General features: G+C 70.6%; 21 protein-coding genes. 11 read left to right on the top strand and 10 right to left on the bottom strand.

The window, feature by feature from the left end; genetic code table 11:
• Positions 1-11 precede the first annotated feature (11 nt).
• Both OHA21_RS20940 and OHA21_RS20935 read right to left on the bottom strand, forming a co-directional pair.
• Entirely contained in the window at positions 12-944 is a 933-nt protein-coding gene (locus OHA21_RS20940; protein WP_328476062.1) for a hypothetical protein, read from the bottom strand.
• 75 nt (positions 945-1,019) lie between these two features.
• Positions 1,020-2,570: an MFS transporter gene (locus OHA21_RS20935; protein WP_328476060.1), complete on the bottom strand. Its 1,551-nt coding sequence runs from the start codon at positions 2,568-2,570 to the stop codon at positions 1,020-1,022.
• A gap of 124 nt (positions 2,571-2,694) precedes the next feature.
• Between OHA21_RS20935 and OHA21_RS20930 the strand changes: the two genes are divergently transcribed.
• The 3 genes from OHA21_RS20930 (at position 2,695) to OHA21_RS20920 (ending at position 6,976) form a co-directional block, all read left to right on the top strand.
• Complete coding sequence (locus OHA21_RS20930) at positions 2,695-3,318, top strand: TetR/AcrR family transcriptional regulator (protein ID WP_328476058.1); 624 nt, start codon at positions 2,695-2,697, stop codon at positions 3,316-3,318.
• A gap of 51 nt (positions 3,319-3,369) precedes the next feature.
• Positions 3,370-4,353: a hypothetical protein gene (locus OHA21_RS20925; protein ID WP_328476056.1), complete on the top strand. Its 984-nt coding sequence runs from the start codon at positions 3,370-3,372 to the stop codon at positions 4,351-4,353.
• 70 nt (positions 4,354-4,423) lie between these two features.
• Entirely contained in the window at positions 4,424-6,976 is a 2,553-nt protein-coding gene (locus tag OHA21_RS20920) for an EAL domain-containing protein (protein ID WP_328476054.1), read from the top strand.
• Positions 6,977-7,082: 106 nt separating this feature from the next.
• On the opposite strand, the gene OHA21_RS20915 is transcribed toward OHA21_RS20920, so the two are convergent.
• The 3 genes from OHA21_RS20915 to OHA21_RS52780 all read right to left on the bottom strand — a co-directional run bounded on the left by OHA21_RS20915 (position 7,083) and on the right by OHA21_RS52780 (position 9,041).
• Entirely contained in the window at positions 7,083-8,321 is a 1,239-nt protein-coding gene (locus tag OHA21_RS20915) for a serine hydrolase domain-containing protein (RefSeq protein ID WP_328476052.1), read from the bottom strand.
• 61 nt (positions 8,322-8,382) lie between these two features.
• Positions 8,383-8,715, bottom strand: a complete 333-nt coding sequence (locus OHA21_RS20910; protein WP_328476050.1) for a hypothetical protein — start codon at positions 8,713-8,715, stop codon at positions 8,383-8,385.
• A complete protein-coding gene (locus OHA21_RS52780) occupies positions 8,712-9,041 on the bottom strand; it encodes a DJ-1/PfpI family protein (RefSeq protein ID WP_442875115.1) in 330 nt (109 codons plus the stop codon). Before OHA21_RS52780 ends, OHA21_RS20910 begins: the two co-directional genes overlap by 4 nt.
• Here OHA21_RS52780 and OHA21_RS52775 point away from each other — a divergent pair.
• A complete protein-coding gene (locus OHA21_RS52775) occupies positions 8,946-9,578 on the top strand; it encodes a pentapeptide repeat-containing protein (protein WP_442875114.1) in 633 nt (210 codons plus the stop codon). The two genes, OHA21_RS52780 and OHA21_RS52775, sit on opposite strands and share 96 nt — an antisense overlap.
• A gap of 130 nt (positions 9,579-9,708) precedes the next feature.
• Positions 9,709-10,341: a class I SAM-dependent methyltransferase gene (locus OHA21_RS20900; RefSeq protein WP_328476046.1), complete on the top strand. Its 633-nt coding sequence runs from the start codon at positions 9,709-9,711 to the stop codon at positions 10,339-10,341.
• A gap of 187 nt (positions 10,342-10,528) precedes the next feature.
• Here OHA21_RS20900 and OHA21_RS20895 read toward each other — a convergent pair whose 3' ends face one another.
• A complete protein-coding gene (locus tag OHA21_RS20895) occupies positions 10,529-10,927 on the bottom strand; it encodes a VOC family protein (protein ID WP_328476044.1) in 399 nt (132 codons plus the stop codon).
• A 39-nt stretch (positions 10,928-10,966) separates the two neighbouring features.
• Here OHA21_RS20895 and OHA21_RS20890 point away from each other — a divergent pair, with 39 nt between their 5' ends.
• The gene (locus OHA21_RS20890) at positions 10,967-11,143 is read left to right on the top strand and encodes a hypothetical protein (RefSeq protein ID WP_328476042.1); all 177 of its coding nucleotides are present in this window, start codon (positions 10,967-10,969) and stop codon (positions 11,141-11,143) included.
• Between the two features lie 3 nt (positions 11,144-11,146).
• Here the strand turns inward: OHA21_RS20890 and OHA21_RS20885 are convergent, their stop codons facing one another.
• Together OHA21_RS20885 and OHA21_RS20880 are read right to left on the bottom strand one after the other, a co-directional pair.
• Complete coding sequence (locus tag OHA21_RS20885) at positions 11,147-11,866, bottom strand: ABC transporter permease (protein ID WP_328476040.1); 720 nt, start codon at positions 11,864-11,866, stop codon at positions 11,147-11,149.
• Positions 11,867-11,880: 14 nt separating this feature from the next.
• Positions 11,881-12,762: an ABC transporter ATP-binding protein gene (locus OHA21_RS20880; RefSeq protein WP_328476038.1), complete on the bottom strand. Its 882-nt coding sequence runs from the start codon at positions 12,760-12,762 to the stop codon at positions 11,881-11,883.
• On the opposite strand from OHA21_RS20880, the gene OHA21_RS20875 reads away from it, so the two are divergent.
• Genes OHA21_RS20875 through OHA21_RS20865 form a run of 3 tightly spaced genes read left to right on the top strand, consistent with a single transcriptional unit; the run spans position 12,743 to position 15,266 of the window.
• Positions 12,743-13,999 (top strand): sensor histidine kinase, encoded by a 1,257-nt coding sequence (locus tag OHA21_RS20875; RefSeq protein WP_328476036.1) that lies wholly within the window; start codon positions 12,743-12,745, stop codon positions 13,997-13,999. The genes OHA21_RS20880 and OHA21_RS20875 overlap by 20 nt on opposite strands.
• The gene (locus tag OHA21_RS20870; RefSeq protein ID WP_328476034.1) at positions 13,996-14,598 is read left to right on the top strand and encodes a response regulator transcription factor; all 603 of its coding nucleotides are present in this window, start codon (positions 13,996-13,998) and stop codon (positions 14,596-14,598) included. Before OHA21_RS20875 ends, OHA21_RS20870 begins: the two co-directional genes overlap by 4 nt.
• Positions 14,599-14,600: 2 nt before the next feature.
• Complete coding sequence (locus OHA21_RS20865; RefSeq protein WP_328476032.1) at positions 14,601-15,266, top strand: GOLPH3/VPS74 family protein; 666 nt, start codon at positions 14,601-14,603, stop codon at positions 15,264-15,266.
• Positions 15,267-15,514: 248 nt separating this feature from the next.
• Here OHA21_RS20865 and OHA21_RS20860 read toward each other — a convergent pair whose 3' ends face one another.
• Complete coding sequence (locus OHA21_RS20860) at positions 15,515-16,585, bottom strand: glycoside hydrolase family 43 protein (RefSeq protein WP_328476030.1); 1,071 nt, start codon at positions 16,583-16,585, stop codon at positions 15,515-15,517.
• Positions 16,586-16,869: 284 nt separating this feature from the next.
• Here OHA21_RS20860 and OHA21_RS20855 point away from each other — a divergent pair, with 284 nt between their 5' ends.
• Positions 16,870-17,394, top strand: coding sequence for a hypothetical protein (locus OHA21_RS20855; protein ID WP_328476028.1), 525 nt, complete (start codon positions 16,870-16,872; stop codon positions 17,392-17,394).
• Positions 17,395-17,448: 54 nt separating this feature from the next.
• Here the strand turns inward: OHA21_RS20855 and OHA21_RS20850 are convergent, their stop codons facing one another.
• Complete coding sequence (locus OHA21_RS20850) at positions 17,449-18,810, bottom strand: FUSC family protein (protein ID WP_328476026.1); 1,362 nt, start codon at positions 18,808-18,810, stop codon at positions 17,449-17,451.
• A 149-nt stretch (positions 18,811-18,959) separates the two neighbouring features.
• On the opposite strand from OHA21_RS20850, the gene OHA21_RS20845 reads away from it, so the two are divergent.
• Positions 18,960-21,266 carry a putative bifunctional diguanylate cyclase/phosphodiesterase gene (locus tag OHA21_RS20845; protein ID WP_328476024.1) on the top strand — a complete coding sequence of 769 codons (2,307 nt, stop codon included), beginning with the start codon at positions 18,960-18,962 and terminating at the stop codon, positions 21,264-21,266.
• Positions 21,267-21,294: the final 28 nt, after the last annotated feature.

Raw genomic sequence — 21,294 nt, 5'->3', positions numbered from 1 at the left:
TCTCGACATCTTCAGTTCTCTTTCGACAAGAGGGTGCGCGGGTTGTCCACCAGGATCTGCCGGGTATGGGCGGCGGGCAGGCGGGGCGCGAACGTCCGCAGGACGAACTCGAACGGCAGGTCATGTTCGGGGTGCCCCTTCGCGACCCCGACGGCGTTGCTGGAGAGCAGGATCTGGTGGCCGTGTCCGGCTTCGATCAGGCCGAGCACGAGGGCGACGCGCTCCTCGTCGTCGAGGTAGGCGTCGTCGTCGTTCAGGCCCACGTGGTCCAGTGCGACGAACGCGCCGTGCCGGGCCGCTTCGAAGGGTTTGGCATCGCGGCGGTCGAGTTCGCCGACGACGACCCGGTCCGCCGGCAGCCCTTCGTCCAGGACCACCCCGAGATCACCGCAACGGATCGAGACGGGAACGCCGGTGGCCAGCGCGGCGCGGGCGGCGCCGCGGAACAGGCTCTCGTCGGTGGCTGTCATGCCCTCGCGCGTGGCGGCCGTGACGACCAGGCCGGCGGCGGCGCGCCGCTCCACCCGGGGGACGACCATGCCCTCGGTGACCTCCTTGGCGAACAGGTCGGCGAACTTCTCGGCCGGCCACGGCGTCGGCGGGTTGGTCTGCGGGGTCAGGAAGTAGCCGCCGAGCATCTCCTCGGGACCCATCCCGGTCGAGGCGACGATGTGCACGCCGGTCTTCGCGGACAATGCCTCGTACAGCCGCACGTCGCGGCCGTGGAACATGCCGGTGCTGTCGACGATCGTCCCGCCGCCGTGCTCCCGGAACGCGGTCAGCTTCGCGGCCAGGGTCTCGAAGATCTCGGCGCGGTCGATGACGACGTCGAACGCGTGCTCGGCGCCCGGAACCACCGACAGCAGGGCCTCGTGAACCGAGACGACGCCCAGCTGATCAGCGGGAACCGGGCCGAGGACGGTGTTGACCGTGGTGCCCGTCATCGGCACTTCCTTTCGTTCGATCGTGATGGCCATCACCGTAAGCGAAAACTTTACAGAGTGTCAATGAAACTGACTTCATGATGAAAAACTTTGCGCCGACTCCATCATTTGCTCCTCGGGCGTGGTGTCGCGGGTGTTGCGCAGGCCGAACAGGGTGAGCGCGGCAGCCACCAGCGCCCCGATCGCGCACACCAGGAACGCCAGCTGGAAGCCGCTGCCGAGCGCGTCCATCGCGACGGCGTGCGCGCCCGAACCGGGTACGCCCGGCGGCAGGCTGTTCACCGCGATCGGTCCGGCGGCCTCGCCGATCGCCGTGGCCGCGCCCAGCTCGGCCGGTGGCAGCCCGGAACCCGGCAGCGCCTCGGCGAAGCGCGCGCCGGCGCTGCTCAGCGCGATCGCGCCGACGATCACCGGGCCGAGCGCGAATCCGAGGTCACGCAGCAGGTTCGTGGTCGCGCTGGCCATGCCCGCGTAGTGCAGTGGCACGGTGTTGATGGCGACCGCGGTGATCGAGCCGACGGTCAGCGCGAAGCCGATCCCGACCAGCAGCAGCGGCGCGATGAACCGCGTCCACCCCAGGTCCTGCACGTCGAACCGCGAGCACCAGAAACCGCCGACGGCCATCAGCGCGAAACCGCCGGTCAGCACCCAGCGCGGCGGCACGTGCCGCAGCAGGTAGGAGATCAGCGGGATCAGCGCGAACGCCGGGCCCTGGATGAACAGGAACAGGATGCCGATCTTCAGCGCGCTCTGGTGCTGGACGGCGCCGAGCCAGATGCTCGTCGAGAAGCAGATGCCGAGGAAGCTGAACATGCCGACCACCGCGACGACTGAGGCGATGCTGAACGACCGGTTGCGGAACAGCCGCAGGTCCAGCAGCGGCGGGTCGGTGCGCAGCTCGATCACCACGAACGCCGCGAGCAGCGCCGCGCCGGCCACGAAGCCGCCGACGATCTCCGGCCGGCTCCAGCCGACCTCGGCGCCCTGCACCGCGGCGTACAGGACCGCGATCAGGCCGAGCGCGAGGGTGACCTGGCCGGGGATGTCGACCTTGCGGCCGGAGGGTGCGGACGAATCCTGCGCGCCCAGGGTCAACAGCGCGGCGACCGCCGCGAGAACAGCAACCACGATGTACGCGCCACGCCACGAGCTGTACTCGGCGAACAAACCGGCCAGCAGCGGGGAGATCGCCGCGCCGAGCGACAGGAACCCGGCCCAGATCGCGATGACCCGGGCCCGGGCGTGCGCGGTCGGGGTGATCGCGGCGCTGAGCGTCAGCGAGATCGGGAACAGGATGCCGGCGCCGAGACCGCTGAGCGCCTGACCGGCCCACATCGCCTGCACGGTCGGTGCGGTGGCGCAGACGAGCGCGCCGGCGACGAGCAGGCCGGCGCCGCCGATCAGCAGCTTCTTGCGGCCCCACATGTCGCCGATCAGGCCGAACGTCAGCTCGAAGACGACCAGCGGAATCATGAACGCGGCCGTGATCCAGGTCAGCTCGGTGCCGGCGGTCTGGAACTCCTGCTGGAACGTGCCGTTGAGCGCGCCGGGCAGCGCGTTGGTGAGTTGGGCGACCAGAACCGCGGTGCAACTGGCGATCAGTGTCGCCCGGGTCTTTGAGACCACGTCGGAACTCCTTCAGGTGATCGGGGTCACGTTCGGGTGGCACGCAACCTGTCATTAACGCTTACGTCGTGTCAAGAAAAAACTCGCCGTGTATGCGTTGAGGGGTGTGGCGTAAGCTGCCGACGTGGCGAATTTGCGGGCAGTGCAGAAGGAGATGACCCGTAAGCTGCTGGTCTCCACAGCGCTCGAGCTGTTCCGGACCAAGGGCTACGCCGCGACCACGGTCGACGACATCGCCTCGACCGCCGGCACCACGCGCGTGACCTTCTATGCGTACTTCAAATCCCGCAGCGACCTGGCGCGTGCCCTGCTCGCCGAGCTGAACGAGGTGCTCGAGCGCACCACCTCCGAGCAGCACGGGACCACGGCGCCGGAGCTCGTCGACGTCGTCCGCGACGGCAGCTACGAGGCGATGGCCGGGTGGCTCGGCCAGCGGTCCCGGACGTGGGTGCAGATCCGGCCCTACCTCAACGCGATCAGCGAGGCCGCCCACGTCGACCCCGACCTGCGCGACCTCGTCGACAGCTGGTTCGAGGAGGTCATCGCCGACATCAAGGACGGCCTCGACCAGGCCGGCCGGTTCCCGCCGGAGATCCGGCACTCCCGGGCCGTGCTCGCCTTCGCCCAGCTGGACTACCTCGGGCAACACTGGACCGAGGGCCGCTGGGGAGTCGACCGCGAGCAGGTCGTCCACGTCCTGGCCGAAAGCTGGTTCACGCTGCTCGGCGAGCGCCCGCCCGCCAACTGACCGCTGCACATATCGGTGGCTGTGCGCTCGCCGCAGTGATCGAATGGCGCAATGAGTGGACGGGAGATGAAGGCGCCGGTGCTGCCGCTGCGCCGGCACGGCCGGATCGCGCCCGCCGTCGGCGGCGACGTGCTGCTGTCGGTGTCGATCGGTCCGGCCGGCGAGGCCGTCGCACTGTGGTCGGCACCGGCGGACCGGGAGGCGCTGACCTCGGTGACGGTGCAGCCGGGCTGGGCCTCGTTCCCCGACTCGCGGGCGGCGCAACCGGCGGCCGCGCGCATCACCGTGCACTCGCCGGAACCGTCCGCGCTCGTACCGATCGCGGCTCTGCCGATCGCGCATGCCACCGTGCAGCCGCTGCCGGACGGCCGGTTCCTGCTGGTCGGCGCCCGCTGCCGGTGGCGGCCGGACGGACCCGACCGCAACGCGATCGTGTACGGACCGGACGGGACCGCGCTTGCCGAGCACACCTTCGGCGACGGCATCCAGAACGTGTTCACCACCGCGTCCGGCGACGCCTGGGTCGGCTACTTCGACGAGGGCGTCTACGGCAACTACGGCTGGGGCGGATCCGGCGCCCAGCCGATGGGAGACTGCGGGCTGATCCGGTTCGGCGCCGACGGGCAGCCGCAGTGGCGGTTCCCGGCGGACGACGCGCCGTTCATCGACGACTGCTACGCACTCAACGTCGTCGGCGAGACCGCCTGGGCGTGCTACTACTCGGACTTCCCGGTGGTGCGTATCGAGGGCGACCGGGTCGACGTGTGGGACAACGGCCTGGCCGCCGGCGCGACCAGCCTGATCGTCGGCGCCGGCACCGTCGGGCTGGCCGGTGGCTACAGCCCGCATCGCGACCGGCTCGTCGTGGGCGAGCTGGGCGACGGGCGGCTCGGCGACGGGCGCGAGTTCCGGCTCGTGCTCCCGGACGGAGACGCCCTGCCGGACCAGGTGTGGATGATCGGGCGCGGGCCGGACCTGCACGTCGTGCACGGCGGCGACTGGTATCGGGTGGGTCTGGACGACGTTCGGCCGTAACCGGATCGGGTCTGCCTCGTTGATAGGGGAGTTCGAGGAACACCCCCCTCGCAATACTTGGACGACGACGATGGCAGGCGGATCCCTCCTCCGCTCGCGGCGGGTGCTGTACGCCGTACCCGTGCTGGTGGTCTTGATCGTTGCTCTCGGCACGCTGCCGGCAGCCGGTCTGGCCGGGCTGCTCACCGGCTGCTCCGCCGCGATCGCGGTGGTGATGGCGCGTGCCGCCGTCGGCGGACGTGCTGCCGGGCCGCGCCTGCGTGCCCTGACCCTGGCCGGTGGCGCCGGGCTCGCCGCGCTGGCCGGGCTGGGCAGCGGGATCGCCGCGCTGCTGGCGCCGCACGTGCTGGTCGACGGTGTGCCGCTGCCGGCGGAGATCCCGCTGGTCACGCTCTTCCTGGTGGCCGCGCTGTACCTGCCCGCGGTGCTGCGCCCGTCGCAGCGCCGCGACCAGCTGGGCCGGCTGCGGTTCGGCCTGGACGTGCTCGGCGTGACCGCCTGCCTGATCTACGCGTCGTGGGTGCCGCTGTTCAGCGGCGGTGACCGGCGGGGCGCCGCGATGACCGCGCTGGTGTTCGGTGGTGGCGCCGCGGCCACGGCTGCCGTCGCCGGCGTGCACGCGATCCGGCACCGGGCCGCGCTGCAATGGTGTGCGCCCGCCGCGGCGCTGTCGTTGATCGGGCTGACCGCGCTGGTCATCGCCATGGACTACCCGGGCAAGCCGAACGCCGCGATCGGCGCGCTGGTCGCGGCCGGCGCGGTCAACGTGGCCGCCGGGCTGCTCTGGTACGGCTCGGTGCGGGTCTCGCCCGACGTGGGGTCGATGCCGGCGCCCGGCAGCGAACCGCCGGCGAGCTTCCCGCTGCTCGCCCTGCTGATCCTCGGCTCGGCGCTGATCACCGCGTTCCACCTGATCAATGGCGGGCGGATGGACGCCACGTCGATCCTGCTGGGCACAGTGGCGTTGTCGGCGGTGGCGACCCGGGAATGGGTGACGGCGGTCGCGCTGCGCCGGCAGGCCGGGCGACTCACCGTTCAGGGCAACCGGCTGCGGACGCTCATGTACGGGTCGGCGGACGTGGCGATGGTGCTCGACTCGAATCTGGCGGTGCGCTGGCAGTCACCGGCGGCGGCACGCCAGTTCGGGCTCTCCGACCAGGAAGTTCTCGGCCGTACGGTGTCGGCGCTGGTGCATCCTGATCAGGTCGATGCGGTGCACGCGTACCTGATCGGGCGTTTCCGCGGCTCGGGCACCGGCGACGGTTTCGCGGTGCGCCTGCGTGATGGATTCGGGCGGTGGCGGGAGACGGAGTGGGCCATCACCGCCGCGGACCCGGCCGACCCGGAGAACACGCTGGTCATCCACATCCGCGACGTCACCAACGTGCGCGGACTCGAAGAGGCGCTGCGGCAGAGCACCCATCTTGACCGGCAGACCGGCCTGGCCAACCGGGACGGCCTGCTCTGCGCCGCCGAACTCATCCCGGACGCCGGCGCGATGATCGTGATCGAGCTCGACGGGCTGACCGCGACCGGTGACGTGCACGGCCGGGACCACGCCGAGTTCGTGCTGGTGGAGGCCGCCCGTCGGCTGCGGGCCGCGGTGGCCGAGGCGGACGTGCCGGCGCGGATCGGGGAGGCGCGGTTCGCGGTGCTCACCCACTGCGGGGCGGTACGCGCCCACCTGCTCGCCTCGCAGCTGGTCAACGCCCTGTCCGCGCCGTACCCGGTGGCCGGCACGGTGTCGCACCTGTCCGCGTGGGCCGGGCTGGACGACGTCGCCGCCGACGACAGCACCGACGAGGTGATCCGGCGTGCAGGCCTGGCCCTGCGCTCGGTGCGGTCCGGGGCGCCGGGCGCGGTCGAATGGTACGACGCCGAGATGGAGACCCGCCTGCTGCGCCGCTCCACACTGGAACAGGACCTGTCCCAGGCGATCGAACGCGGCCACATCGACCTGCACTACCAGCCGATCGTCGAGCTGCCCGGCCGGCAGCCGGTCGGCATCGAGGTCACGCCGGTGTGGCGGCACGCCACGCTCGGCCCGGTGCCGGCCGGCGAACTGTGCCGGCTCGCCGAGGACCTGGGCCTGCTCGCCGACATCGGGCACCGGGTCCTGCACCGGTCCTGCCGGCTGCTCGCGGACTGGCGGCGGCTGCACGAGTCACTGTGGCTGGCCGTCAACGTGCGACCGCGCCAGCTGCTCGACCCGGCGTTCGAAGCCAGCCTTCACACGGCCCTGGAGAAACACCAGCTGCCGCCGTCGGCTTTGGTCATCGAGATCGACGAACAGGACCTCGCCGACGTGGAGGACGTGGCCGCCCAACTCGGCCGGCTGCGGGCGCAGGGCCTGCGGACCGCGGTGGACAGCTTCGGTGCGGGCCCCACCTCGCTGAGCCGGCTGCGGATCCTGCCGATCGACCTGCTGAAGATCGACCAGTCCGGCGCGCTGCTCGACGTGGCGGTGACGCTCGGGCACCGGCTGGGCCTGGAGGTCGTCGCGCACGGCGTGCAGGAGGAGGCCGATTTGGAGACCGCGCAGGCCGCGGGCTGTCGGCTGGGCCAGGGCGACCTGCTCGGGCGTCCGATGCCGGCGGAGCGCCTGGAGGCCATGCTCGCTTGATCGCGGCGCTCGCTCTCAGTCCGGCGTTCGCTCTCAGTCCGGGCGTTTGCTCTCAGTCCGGGCGCTCGCTCTCAGTCCGGGTTTTACTCAGTCCGGGCGTTCGCTCTCAGTCCGGGCTCTGCGAGCGCTCGCCGAGGACAGTCCGGTAAAGGGCTTCGCGCAGGGCCACCTCCCTCGGATCGTCCCAGATGTGGAAGCCGGTGCGGTTCATCGCGTAGGCGAAGCCGACGCCGGTCTCCGGATCGGCGAACCCGAACGAGCCGCCGGCGCCGGGTGTGCCGAACGCCTGATTGCCGCCCGCGCCGAAACGGAAGCGGGGGAACGGTTTGAGATAGCCGAGCGAGAACGCGGTGTCAACGCGCAGCACGACATCCCGCAGGCCCTGCGACGGCGGCTCGGCCGGGCGGATCAACGCGTCCAGCGTGGACGGCGTCAGCCCGAGCGTGGCACCGCCGGTTGCCGCGTCGCCATAGGCGCGGGCGATGGCCCGTACCTCGCCGGTGCCGTTGGCGGCGGGCAACTCCAGGCGGCGCACCTCGGGCAGGTTGTAGTTGCCGGTCTGCGACAACACCTTCGGATTAGCGAACGAGCGGGCAGTGACGCTGCGCGGATTCAGGAAATTCAGCACGAAACCGCGCGGCATCGTCCCCATGTGCAGCAGCAACTCGGCCGGCTTGTAGCCGTGGACGTGCGCGATCCGCTCCGGGTCGACAGTGTCCGGCACGCCGATGTGGAAGTCGAGACCGAGCGGCGCGGCGATCTCGTCCGCGAAGAACCGGCCCAGCGACCGGTGGGCCGGATCGACCCGGCGGATCAGCTCACCCTCGTACCAGCCGAGGGAGATCGCGTGGTACCCGTGCCGCGTCCCCGGCTGCCAGGCCGGGCGCTGTGCGGCCAGGGCCGCGGCGACCACGTCGAGATCAGCCAGGTCGGTCACGCTGAGCGGCCGGTCGATGGCGGCGAGGCCGCCCTGATGAGACAACAATTGGCGTACGGTCATCGCCTGCTTGCCGTGCTCGGCGAACTCGGGCCAGTAGGTGCTCACCGGGGCGTCGTAGTCGAGCAGCCCGCGGGAGTGCGCTACGGCGATGGCGAGCCCGGAAACCCCTTTCGTCGAGGAGAAGACGGTGACCAGGGTGTCCTCGCGCCACGGCGCCCGGTTGCGGCCGTCGCGGTAGCCGCCCCACAGATCGACCACCTTGCGCCCGTCGCGGTAGACGGCGCAGGCCGCGCCCACCTCCCCGCGCTCCGCGAAGTTGCGGCGGAACGCGTCGGCGACCGGACCGTACCCCTCGTCCACATCGCCGCTTACCAGGTCGGACGGAACGTCGATCTTGAACACCACGGTGGCCTCCACAGCGACGGGTGCCCCGATTTTGACACCCCGAGTGCAAATTTCCTATCGGTCATCGGCGTGTACCCGTCACGGTCGTGCGCGGGAGCCGCCCGGCCCGGGAGAAACCGGTCATGCTGTCGGCGGTGACCAGCACGTCGAAGTCGAGATTGAGCCGCATCGGCCTGGTGATGGCCTGCTGCCAGGTGAGCCGGACAGCCGATCCGGATCCGGATTCTGGATCCGCCGTGATGTTCCGCAGCGGCACGGTTTCCTCGCGGCCGGTGGCGGTGCCACTGAGCGTTCCCTGCTCGTGATGCAGCACGAGGGTGACCGGTAGCCGGCCGATCGGGGTGGCGAGGATCAACGCCCAGGTGCCGGCCACCTCGGCGATCGGCCCCGTCATGCCGCGACCGGTTCCAGGCCGGCGTTGCGCCAGACGATGCCGCGACGCTCGTACTGGAACAGCTGCTCCACAGCGTGCGCGACCCGCGGCCCGAAGGACCGCTCGAGCAGGTGCAGCCCCAGATCGAGCCCGGAGGTGACGCCGGCCGCGCTGACCAGGTCGCCGTCGTCGACGACACGGGCATCCACGACGGTCACCCCGGTCGCTTCCAGAACGTCCATCCCTTGCGCGTGGGTGACGGCCGTCCGCCCTTCCAGAAGCCCCGCCATCGCCAGTGCCAGCGACCCGCCGCACACGGTGGCGACCGTGACGTCCGGCCGCGCCATCGCCTTGCCGATCAGACCCGGCAGCGCGGTGTCACCGACCCGGGCGAGCAGCACCGGAATGGTGTCCACCAGCTCCGGATCCCCCGCGATCGGCCCCGAGGCCCCCGGCACGACGACGTAGCCGGGCAAGTCGGGATCCAGGACCGCGGTCGCTTCCAACGCGAGACCAAGCGTGCCACTGACCACCCGGCGCGCCCCTTCCGCCGACACGAGGCGCACCTCAAGCGCGCCGCAGTGCACGCTGCGGGCCTGCACGCCGCCGACCAAGACTCCGCCGGCCTGCGTGGCTCCGGCCTGCGTGGCGCCGGCCTGCGTGGCGCCGGCCTGCGTGGCGCCGGCCTGCGTGGCGCCCGCCTGGGTGGCGCCGGCCTGCGTGGCGCCGGCCTGCGTGGCGCCCGCCTGCGTGGCGCCCGCCCGCGTGGCGCTGGCCTGTGTGCTGCCCGCCAGGGCTCCGCCGGCGGCGAGCACCTCGAAGGGGGCGACGACGTCGAGCGGATCGAAGCCGTCGAAGAGAACGATTTGCGCGTACATCAGTGATCCTCTCGATGCGGATGCTTCCAAACGCTAGAAATGCGCCCGCGCCGCCGGAAGTGGCTGAAATGCCGCGCCTCAACGAGTTCTAGCCAACCCGGGCCCCGCGCATACCCCCCGATCTAGCCTAGGATTGGTGACTTCTGAGACGTTCGACCGGAACTCCTGGGAACGACGCTGGGCCCAGGCTCTCCGCGATCATGCGGACGTGGTCGCAACCCGGCCGCCGAACGCACATCTGCTCGCCGCAGCCAACGACCTCCCGCCAGGCTTGGCCCTCGATGCAGGCTGCGGCCACGGCGCCGAGACACTCTGGCTGGCCGCCCACGGTTGGCGGATCACCGCGCTCGACTTCGCCGAAACCGTTCTCGAGCATTGCCGTGCCCGAGCCGAAACCCTCGGCGCCGACATCGCCGAACGTGTCGACTGGGTGCATGCCGATCTGAGCACCTGGACCCCGCCGCCGAGCCGTTTCAACCTGGTCATCTCCCTGTATGTCCATGTCGCCGGCTCAGTCACGGAAACGGTGCGACGCCTGGCCTCCGGAGTCGCCCCAGGCGGAACGCTCCTGCTGGTGGGTCACCGCCCGATCGACCCGGCCACCGGCAAGGCAACCGCTGCTGCCGGGCAGACCCAGATCTCCGTCGGCGAGGCGGTCGCCGCGCTCGACCCAGCCGGCTGGGAAATCCTTCTCGCCGAGGACCAGCCGCGGCCGGCCCTCGGCTCCGGCGTCGACGCGGTGGTGCGTGCACGTCGCAGCCCGGCGTGATCCTTCAGGTCCGGCGGCGGGTGGGACCAGCCACGCTCTGCTTGGCGCATACCTGCGAAGGCCGCCTGAAACCCGGTGCTCCCGCTCTTCTCTCGCGACTCGGCCGGACCTGGCGGTCTCGAGGCCGCCGATCAGAAAGACCGGGCAGCCGTGCGTTCTGTGACCACCGGGGCCGGGCCCGGTTCGCTCAGCCGAGGGCTTCGTTGATCTCGATGAGGTGACCGTCCGGATCGCGCAGGAACGCTCGGACTTCACCGCCCCACTCCGGCTCGACCGGCTCACCGAGCAGTTCGACGCCTGCCGCGACGAGCTCGGCGCACGCCTCGCGGCAGTCCGCGACCTGCACGACGATTGCCGCCACCACCGCGCTTGCCGTCTCGTCCGGCGCCGCCAGCGCGACATCCGGCCGATCCGGCGGCGCGTCACCCGGAGCGGCGAGGTGCAGGATGCCACGCCCGTTGACGAGCTTCGCGTAGCTGGACCACTCCACAACCGGCTCGAACCCCAGCCGCCGGTAGAACTCGACACTGCACGCGACATCGCGCACCGCCACCAGGGGAGCAACACCCAACGCCTGCACGCGCACACGCTAACCAGGTGGCGCAATGTCACTACGCTCCTGACCATGACTGCACCTCAGCTTGCGTGCCCGCTGTGCCGTGGCACGGAGTTCCAGCAGGAGGAAGCCCGTCAGGACAGCCGGTGGGGGTTCACCAGCCATCGCATGACGCTGATGATCTGCGCTCGCTGCCGCTACGTGCTGCATTTCTACGACAAGCACAGCATCTTCGATTTCGACTGAGCATCACCGGCGCGGCTCCCACTGGAACATGCGGGTGGCGAGCGCCACCGCCACGACGACCCAGCTGACGGTCGGCGCCAGCAGCAGCAGTGACTCGCTGACGGCGACGCCCCCGTTCCACGCGTTGAGGACCAGTTCGGTGGCCGAGCCGCCGGGGAGCAGCCGCTTGAGCAGGGTGAGCTCCTCGGTTCCGGTGATGCCGACCCAACTGGCCACGGCGATGACGCCGAGGCTGATCGGCAGGGTGGTCACCTGGGCGTGCTCGGGTGAATTCGTCAGCCCAGCGGTGGCCAGTCCCAGGCCGATCATCATCGTGACTGTCGCGAGGACGGCCGCGCCCAGCAGCAGCACGTTGGCCGGCTCACCGGCGACCACGGCCAGAGCGGTCAGGATGACGACGACCTGCACCAGCGCGAGCGCGGTGACCGGGAGGAGCAGGCCGGCGAGGATGCTGCTGTCCGGTGCCGCGGTGGACCGCAGCCGCTTCAGGAAGAGGTTCTGCCGGCGGGCCGCGAGGGTGGTCACCACGGTCGCGTAGAGCCCGAAGGCCCCGACGGTGAACATTGTGATCGCCGCGATGTAGCCGAGGCTGCCGAGCGTCGCGAAGGCCTCGTGCCGGTAGATGAAGAACCCGCTGACCACCGCGGGCATGATCAGGCTGGTGACCAGCACGAGCCGGTTGCGGAAGATCTGGATCAGTTCACTGAGTGCGATGGCGAGCATGGGTGGAGCTCCCTTCAGTTGCTGCTGATAGCGCGGAAGACGTCGTCCAGCCGGGTCGGCCCGGCCTGCAGGTCGCCGAGCTCGACGGAGTGGTCGTCGGCCCAGCCGAGCAGCACGCGCAGGTCTTTCTGCAGGGCGAAGGTCTCGATGTGGAAGCCGTCCCCGTCGGCGACGGCTGGCAGCGGGAGCGCCGGCACCGCACGCGGCAGTGAGAACCGGATGACTGCCGGCAGCGTGCGGGTGAGCTCGGCGACCGTGCCTTGGCGGTGGAAGGTGCCCTGGTGCATCAGCCCGATGCGGTCGGCGCGCTGCTGGGCCTCCTCCAGGTAGTGCGTGGTGAGCACGATGGTGGAGCCGTTCTCACGGAGGCGGTCCACCGAAGTCCAGAGGTCGTCGCGGGACTGGATGTCCAGGCCGGTCGTCGGCTCGTCCAGGAAGATCAGCTCCGGCGACCCGTACACGGCGGTGGCGAAGTCCAGCCGCCGCTTCTCTCCGCCGGAGAGCTGGGCAACCCTCGTGCCGGCTTTGCGGGTCAGCTGGACGACGTCCAGCACCCGGTCGACCTCGTCGGTCCGCCGGGTGAGCTTCCCGATGAGCGCGACGGACTCCCGAACCGTCAGATCGGGGCTGAAGCCGCTCTCCTGCAGCATGATGCCCATCTTTGGTCGCACGGCCCGTCGATCGTCCGGGCTGTGGCCGAAGACGCGAACCGTGCCCGAGGTGGCCCGCCGGTGCCCTTCGACCGTCTCCAGGGTCGACGTCTTTCCCGCCCCGTTCGTGCCGAGCAGGGCATAGAGCTCGCCGCGGCGCACGTGGAAGGACAGATCCTTCACGGCGTGGAATTCGCCGTAGTTGACATTCAGGTGTTCGACTTCGATGACTGGGGTCGTCGCCATGCCATCGATGACACCAGCCGGCGCGCTCTTCGAGCAGTGCCGTGATGTCACCCCTGGATATGACGTGGTGTCACTGGTCGGTGCACCCGGCGCCCCGAATACTGGCAGGGTGAACGCAAGATCGGTCCAGCTCACCGAGCCCACGCGGGGACGGCTGCATCGGCTCAACATCGCCCTGATGCTGCCGATCCTCGCCGTCGCCGGGGCCTTCGTGGTGGTGTTCGATGCCGACACCTGGTGGGACGCCGTCGTTCTGAGCCTCGGAGTGGCGGCCGCCCTGGTCGCCGCCGAGCGGTGGGCGGCGGGTGACCTGGTCCGTCCCCGGGTGGCGATTCCCTGCCTGCTCGTCACCGCTGTCGTCTGGCCGTTCGGCGCCCTCGTGACCGACAGCCCCAACGCGTTCTGGGGGCTGTGCGTGGTGGGCTCGCTTATCGCGCCCCGCCTGCCGCGCCAGCGCGGCGTCGCAGCGGCCGCGCTCATCGTCTACGTCGCCGCGGTGGGAGCGTCACGGCTCCTGCTGCTCTCCGGCGACATCCGCGGCGACCTGATCTCCTACCTGTTGGTGCCCACCGGCATCACCATCGTGGTCACCGCCCTCCAGTTCCCCAACGAGCAGTTCTATGACGTGGTTCGCGAGCTCGAGCAGTCCCGGCAGCGTGAGGCCGAGCTGGCGGTCATCCGTGAGCGCGTCCGGTTCGCCGGCGACCTGCACGACATTCAGGGCCACACGCTGCATGTGGTCAAGCTGAAGACCACGCTGGCCGAGAAGCTGGTGCACACCGACCCGCATCGGGCAGAGCAGGAGCTGCGCGAGATCCGCGCGCTGGTCAGCGACACGATCACACAGACGAAGGAGCTTGCGTACGCACAACGCAGGCTCAATCTGACGGCGGAGCTGGAGAATGCGAAGAACCTCTTCGAGGCGGCCGGCATTCGCGTCCGGATCACGCGGGAAGCCGACGCTGACGCGCGCGTGAGCGAGCTGCTGGGCCAGGTGTTGCGCGAGACGACGACGAACATTCTGCGGCACGCGCAGGCGTCGCAGGTGCGGATCACCCTGGCCGAGTTGGGTATCACCATCGTCAACGACGGCGTGCAGGGGGAGGCGTTGCCTGAGTTGCGGGGCCTGTCAGCGCTGCGGCAGCGAGTGGCCGGCGACGGCGGAGAGCTGACCGTCGAGCAGCGGGACGGGGAGTTCGTGACAGCCGCGGCGTTCAGCGGGGGAGGAGCCGGATGACGACCGTGGTGCTCGCCGACGACGAGGCGCTGTTGCGCAAAGCTCTTGCCGCGCTGCTTCCGCTGGAGGGCGACATCACTGTTCTCGCGGAGGCGGAAGACGGTGACAGCGCCGTGGAAGCCACTCTGCGCCACCGGCCCGACGTGCTCGTCATCGACCTGGAAATGCCGAACGTCGACGGGCTCGGCGCAGTCGCGGAGATCCGCCAGGCGCTGCCTCAGCAGGCCGTCCTCATGCTGACCCGCCATGCCCGGCCCGGCGTGCTGCGCAAGGCCCTCAAGCTGGGGGTGCAGGGCTTCGTCACGAAGTCCGCGGAGCCCGCCCACATCGCCACCGTGATCGACACCCTGCGCGCCGGCAAACGATGGATCGACCCGGACGTTTCCGCGCTCGCGGTCATCGACGACTGCCCGCTCACCGACCGCGAGCTTGACGTGCTGCGGGAGACCAGCGAGGGCTACTCGGTCGCCGACATCGCCGCACGGTTGCACCTGGCACAGGGCACCGTCCGCAACTACCTCTCCAACGCCATGCAGAAAACCCAGACGCAGACCCGCCACGAGGCGGCGCGTTACGCCCGCGAACACGACTGGTTGTGACCATGCTGATCGTCGAAGACCTGATGCTGCTACTGCTGGACGACGAGACCGGGATCCCGGCCGGAGCCGGGACCCTGCACTACACGCTCGGCGGTGCTGTCCTGGCCGAGCTCGCGCTGCTCGGCCGGATCGAGACCGACGGCGGCTACCCAGCGCTGAACAATCCGATGGTCCACGCGGCCGGCGACGGCCCGCTGCCGGATCAACTGTTGCAGGAGGCGTATGACAAGGTCGCAGAAAAGCCACGCCTCGCGCAGACGCTGCTCATCGAGATCGGCACCCGCCTGCGAGAGCCGGTGATCGACCGGCTCCTGGAACGCGGCCTGATCCGCCGTGAAGAGAAGCGGGTGCTGGGCCTGTTCCGCTCGACGAGGATGCCGACTGACGACGCCCGCCACGAGGAGGAGCTGCGCAGCCGGATCCGCGCGGTGCTGGTGGACGGCGCGGAGCCGGACGCACGGACCGCCGTGCTGACGGCGTTGCTGTCAGCGAGCGGTGCCCTGCCTGCGCTGCGTCCGCCGCTCGCCTGGTCGAGCGAGGTGGCCCAGCGAGCGAAGGCCTTGGAGAACGGCAACTGGGGCGCCGCGGCCGTCAACACAGCGGTCGCCGGAACCGCCGCAGCGATAGCCGCCGCCAGCGTGGCCATCACAGTGGTCACGATGACGTAGTGGCGCACGCCCGTTGCGCGGCCTCCGGCCGAGGACGGCGGTTGCATCCGACCGCCGTCCAAGTCGAGTATTCACGCAGGTAGGCCATGTCCGATCGCGCTTTGAGCGGTATGTCTCGTGTGATGGATGGTGACGAAGTCACGAAGGTCAGGGCCAAAATGGCTCCCAAACGAGCCATGTGTGTGTGCGGGGTTATTGCATTCGGAGCACGGCCGCTGGCGCTTCCGACCTCCGTGGCGGAGCAGGTTTCACTCGAAGAACTTGAGGCTGAAGCCGGTGTCGGTGGTTGCGCCGGGGACGTTGGCGCGCCGGTACGTGGTGTTGCCCCACCAGGCGAACGTGCCCGAGTACCAGTAGCGGTTCTCCCAGGCGTACGGGGTGCCCTTCGGGACGGCGTGATACATCAGCGGGAAGCGCGGGCCGGCCGGCGGGCTGGTGGCGATGTCGCCGTTGAGCAGGACGAACGTGTGGTGGCCGGGGCCGTTGGCGTACAGGGTGGGGTCCCAGCCGGGCATCATCGTGGCCCGGTTGGAGCCGAACAGGCAGCCATTGGACTTGTACCAGTCCCAGACGTAGGTGGGATTGCCGCCGGCGCGCAGGCGCAGGTCGGCCAGGCAGTACTGGTCGCTCCAACTGCCATTGGCGGAGTAGACGATGTGCAGCTGGCCGTTGGGGTCGCGGATCGCCTCGGGGCCCTCGTTGATGAACGGGTTGCCGACTACCCGCTCCCAGGACTCGCGCGGCTGGGAGATCACGTAGCGCGCGCCGGTGGTGGTGGTCGGGCTGGTCATGCGGGCGATGTAGAGGTTCTGTTCGATGTTGGTGTCGCCGGCCCAGCCCGACCAGACGAACCAGCGCTGGCCGTTGAAGACGAACATCGTGCCGTCGATGGCCCACTTGTCGTCGGGCAGCGCCATGCGGGTCGCGGATGTGTAGCCCGCGCCGGCGGTCGCGGAGCTGATCACGTACATCCGGTGGGCGGCGCCGCGGCCCGCGGTGAAGTAGATGTAGAAGCGGCCGCCGTCGTAGTGGATCTCCGGCGCCCAGACCTCGCCGAGGTTGCCGGTGTCCGACCAGACCTGCCGGGCGGCCGCGGCTGCGAGCCCGTCCGGCGACGACGCCTGCCGGACGGCGATGCCCCCACCGAGCGACTGCACCCCGATGTAGGTACTGCCGATGCGCAACACGCTCGGGTCGGCGGCCCGCAGGCTGGTACGGGCTGCCTCGGCCGGTTCGGCGGTGGACAGCGCCGGGCTGAAGGCGAGTGCGCCGACCAGCGCGCATACGCCGAGTTTGAAGAGCTTGCGTGAGATGGTCATGAACCCTCACCCGGGGATCAGCCGCCGGTTCGACGCTTTGCAGCTGCGGAGGGCAGGTGCTGGGGAGGCGCGTCCGGTCAGGAACGCGGAGACGGCGGCATGGCGGGGGAGCGCTCTCTGACCGTGCCGACAGTGCATCACATCGATGCTCCATCCGTCACCGTTAACTGTTCACTTTGTTTCGAGCGCCGCAACAAGCCGTCCGCGCAAGCGGCGTGAGCGGAAATAGCCCGATCGCGTGACGCGGACAGCGGCGCGTTGCGGCACTATCGACGCCCATGAGTGTGGATGACGGCGCGGCGACATACGGCGAATCCGCTTCGCCTGCGAAGAACGAAGCTGATGCGCCGGCGGCGGACCGCCATGCGGACCAGGGCGCGCTGCTGGGTGCCGCGCTGGCGGCCACCGTGAGTATCAGCGTGGCGGAGACTGACTGGGAGCCGATCGAGACAGTGATCGGGATCGTCCTCATGATCATCGTCCTCGCGTACTGGGATCCCTCGGCCAACCAGCGCAGTCCCCGGCCCGGTGCCAGGCGAGCTGCCTTTGCTGCCGTCCTCGCATTGTGTACGTGTCTGGCCGTCGCCTATCCGTTGTCCAGGTCCGGCGCCGACACCGTGACCTGGTTGCCGATCGTGTGGCTCAGCGTCACCGCGGTGATCCTCGCTTGGCCACGAATGCGTTCCGCGCAGCGCTGGCTGCGGAGCGGCCGAACCGTTGTCCGGGACAACTGGGCCGTCCTCAAGCAGAGCCGAGCTCAGGCTGCCCGGTCGGACGGGGGGCTGAGCCGCCGGCACACGGCGGAGTGATCGAGTCGGGTCGCCTTCATGGAGCTCTGAACGTGCCGAGCCGGCCACGGTAAGTCACGGCCGCCCCGCAGTCATCAGCGAGCGGTCACGGCGCCTCTCCCAGGCGCGGCGGACGGCTGGCAGGACCTCGGAGACCGCCGGAATGCCGGGCTCCAGGTCCCGCTCGCCCACGGCCAGGGCCGGCGCCGAGCGGGACAGCGTGCCCGTCATCCGGTCGACGTCGGTGATGATCGAGCCGGTCAGGACCAGTACGCCGGTGTCGTCGACCTCCGTGCGGACCTTACGGACGGTTCGCTGGCGGGCCTCGCGCAGGTTTTCCAGCAGCTCAGTCAGGTTGCCGGTGTCCTGGGCGGCGTCGGCCCGCGGGTCGGCTGCCAGGGTGGCGTGGGCCGCGAACGCGTCGGAGGCGGCGGCGAGGACCTGGCCGACGTGCTGGGGCACGCCGGGGACGTGCGGGGTCGCGGCGGCGTCGTACATCGAGCGGGCGACCGAGTTGACCTGGTGGACGCCGTGTTCCAGGGCCCGCAGCGTCTGGTGCAGGGTGCGCACCTGCGTGGCCGCGGTGGTCAGGGACCAGCGTGCCTGCCGGGCCACCTCGTCGACGGCGTCGCGAGCGTCGTCGAGGTCTTCGCCGAGTTCGCGGGAGCGGGCCAGCCACTGCGCGGCCTGGTCGCGGCTGTAGCCGCCGCCGGCGCCGGTGCCGAGTGCCTTGAGCAGGCGGGCGATCTCGGTCGACAGTTGCGAGAGCTGGTGCCGGGCGCGTTCCAGCGGGGTCATGCCGCCGACGAGCGGGGACAGGATGACGCCGACGAGGATGCCGAGGGCGGTGGCGGCGACGCGTTCCCAGACGAACGCCTCGGTGACGGTGCTGCCGGCGACCAGAACGCCCATCGAGGTCAGCGGCACCATGACGGCGCTGTCGCCGAGGCGCAGCAGCCGGCCGGCGGCGAGCCCGCAGGCGGCGATGACGGCGATCGTCCAGAACGTGAGGCCGAACGCGCCCCAGACGACCACGGTCAGGGCGATGCCGGCGAGCGTACCGATCAGGCGTTGTGCGCCTTCGCGCAGCGAGGCATGCGAGCTCATCTGCACCGACAGGGTGGCGGAGATCGCCGCGGTGACCGGGCCGACCATGTCGAGGGTTTCGGCGGCGGTCCAGGCGATGCCGGCGGCTGCGCCGGTGACCAGCACCGACCGGCAGGTGGCCGGGTCGATGCGGTGCAGGCACCGGCGTACCGTGCGTCGCAGTCGGGCCGGGAGATGCGGCCGCAACCGGTCAACCATGGCCTGGAAGGCCGTTTCGGCCGCAGGCCGGACCTTGCGGCTCAGCAGTGCCGCGGCCAGCGCGCACAGCGCGAGGCCCACGAAGACGATGGCGGTCGGCGTCAGCAGGGGAGCGGCGAGGGAGAGCAGCAACGGTACGGCTTTCTCGTGCGATTTCCGGTCACTAGGAGATTCGCCGCCGAGGACCGTTCGCCGAGGCGAAATGCGCGAAATGTGACGGCCGTCGCGCCCGAAAGAGGAGGCCGCCGGACAGGAGTCTCAACCGGCACGACAGGCGGCCGATGAGGATCCCCGTGAAGTCCGAGCCGGTCGTAGCCGGGGCAGTTCCGTCGTGGCGGCTGACCCGTACCGTCGCTGTGTCCGGCGCCCTTGTCGTGCTCACCGCGATCTGGTTCGCGGTCGGCCTGGCCCGGCCCACCTGGCCGGTGTTCGGCTGGCTGCCGTTGCTGGTCGTGGTGCCGATCGCGGCGGCCGCCTCCTGGCGGGCCGCCGGTGAGGGCCGCACGCTGTGGCGGTACGTGTCGGCCGGCATCACGCTGATCGGCCTCGGCGCCGCCTGCAACGCCCACGACTACTTCAGCGGCGCGCAGCAGGGCCAGCACATCAGTGGCCTGACCGCCTCGGTGTACAGCTCCGGTCTGGCCGCCATCCTGCTCGGGCTGCTGCGGATTCCCGGCGCCCGCCGGTCGCGGGTCGAGTGGCTGCGGTTCGGCCTGGACATCGCCACCGTGATCGTCACCGTGCTGACGCTGTGCTGGCATCTGGTCTTCCACCGCTGGGAGAGCTGGCTGAGCGACGGCCTCAACGGCGCGATCACCGTGCTGATCGTCGTCGTGGCCGGTTTCATCTGCGTCTTCGCGTTCGTCAAGGTGGCCTTCACCGGCACCGGGCTGATCGACCGGCGTGCGCTGCACCTGCTGGCGCTGACCGGCGCGGTCGGCGCGGGCGGCGGGTCGCTGGCGCCGCTGATCGCCGACCGCCCGTACCTCAACACCGCCCACGTGCTGCTGCCCGGCGTCTGCCTGTGCCTGTGCCTCGCCGCCGACCGCCAAATGCGGGCCACCCAGGCCGGGCGCCCCGCCCCGCGCGCGGTCTCGCGGCGGCCGAGCGTCATGCCGTACGCGGCGGTCGCTGCCACCGGCGGCCTGCTGCTCTACAGCACCGTGACCGACACCCCGGACCTGATGGCGATCGCCGTCGGCTCGGTCTCGGTGACGCTGCTGGTGGCGGCGCGCCAGCTGGTCGCGCTGCGGGACAACGCGCTGCTGCTGGAGAACCTCGACGCCCGTCAGCGGGAACTGGCACATCAGGCGACCCATGACGCGCTGACCGGCCTGCCGAACCGAACCGTGCTGGTCCGCGAGATCACCGCCGCGCTGGCGGACGGCCCGGCCTCGGTCAGCGTCGCGCTGATCGACCTGGACGACTTCAAGGAGATCAACGACGACCTGGGGCACGCGGTCGGCGACGCGCTGCTGATTGCGGTCGCCGAAAGGCTCTCCGGGCAGCTGCCGGCCGGGGCTGTGGTCGCCCGGCTGGGCGGGGACGAGTACGCGCTGATACTGCGAAACGGCGACCACGGCGCGGCGCTGGACGCGATCGCCGCCGCGCTGCGGCTGCCGGTGTGCGCCGCCGGTCACGAGCTGGTGGTCGAGGCAAGCCTCGGACTGGCCCCGGCGCGCGCCGACGACACCGCCGACGAACTGCTGCGCCGCGCCGACGTGGCGATGTACGAGGCCAAAGGGCTGGGCAAGGGACGGCGGGTGGCGTACTCCGCGGAGATGGACCAGCGCACCGCCGAGCAGTCCCGGCTGGCCGCGGACCTGCGGATCGCCCTCGACACCGACCAGCTGCAGCTCGTCTACCAGCCGATCGTGGCGCTGCCCGACGGCGACCTGTACGGCGTGGAGGCGCTGGTCCGCTGGACCCACCCGGAACGCGGTCCGATCGGCCCGGCCGTGTTCATCCCGATCGCCGAACGCACCGGCCAGATCGTCCCGCTGGGCGCCTGGATCCTGGAGCAGGCGTGCCGGCAGGCCGCGACCTGGCTGTCGAAACTCGGCCACGCCGCCCCGCAGACGGTCACGGTCAACGTGTCGGCCCGTCAGCTGCGCGAGGCCGGTTTCGCCGGTGAGGTCGCCGCGGTGCTGCACCGCACCGGTCTGCCGCCGCACGTGCTGACCGTCGAGGTCACCGAGACCGCGGTGTTCGACGGCGGGGCGGCGCTGACCGAGTTGCGGGCGATCGCCGCGCTCGGCGTGAACATCGCGCTGGACGACTTCGGCACCGGGCACTCCTCGCTCGGTCTGCTGCGCACCTGCCCGGCCGACGTCCTCAAGGTGGACAAGTCGTTCGTCGACGACATCACCGAGGGCGGCCAGCACGCGGTGGTGGTGGCAGCCCTGATCGGCATCTGCGACGGGCTGCGACTGCGCGCGGTCGCCGAGGGGGTGGAGACCGCTGAGCAGGCCAGGGAGCTGCACCGGCTCGGCTACCGGTACGCCCAGGGCTACCACTACGCACGGCCGATGTCCGCCGAGGCGGTTGCGGCGTACCGTCCGCCGCTGCTCGCCGAGCTTTTGCGCTGACCACCGATCGGCTGAAAGGCGGGCGAAT

The sequence above is a fragment of the Actinoplanes sp. NBC_00393 genome, assembly GCF_036053395.1.
Lineage (GTDB): Bacteria > Actinomycetota > Actinomycetes > Mycobacteriales > Micromonosporaceae > Actinoplanes.
The sequence above is the reverse complement of the archived record's forward strand: the minus strand, read 5'-3'. Positions and strand labels throughout refer to the sequence as shown.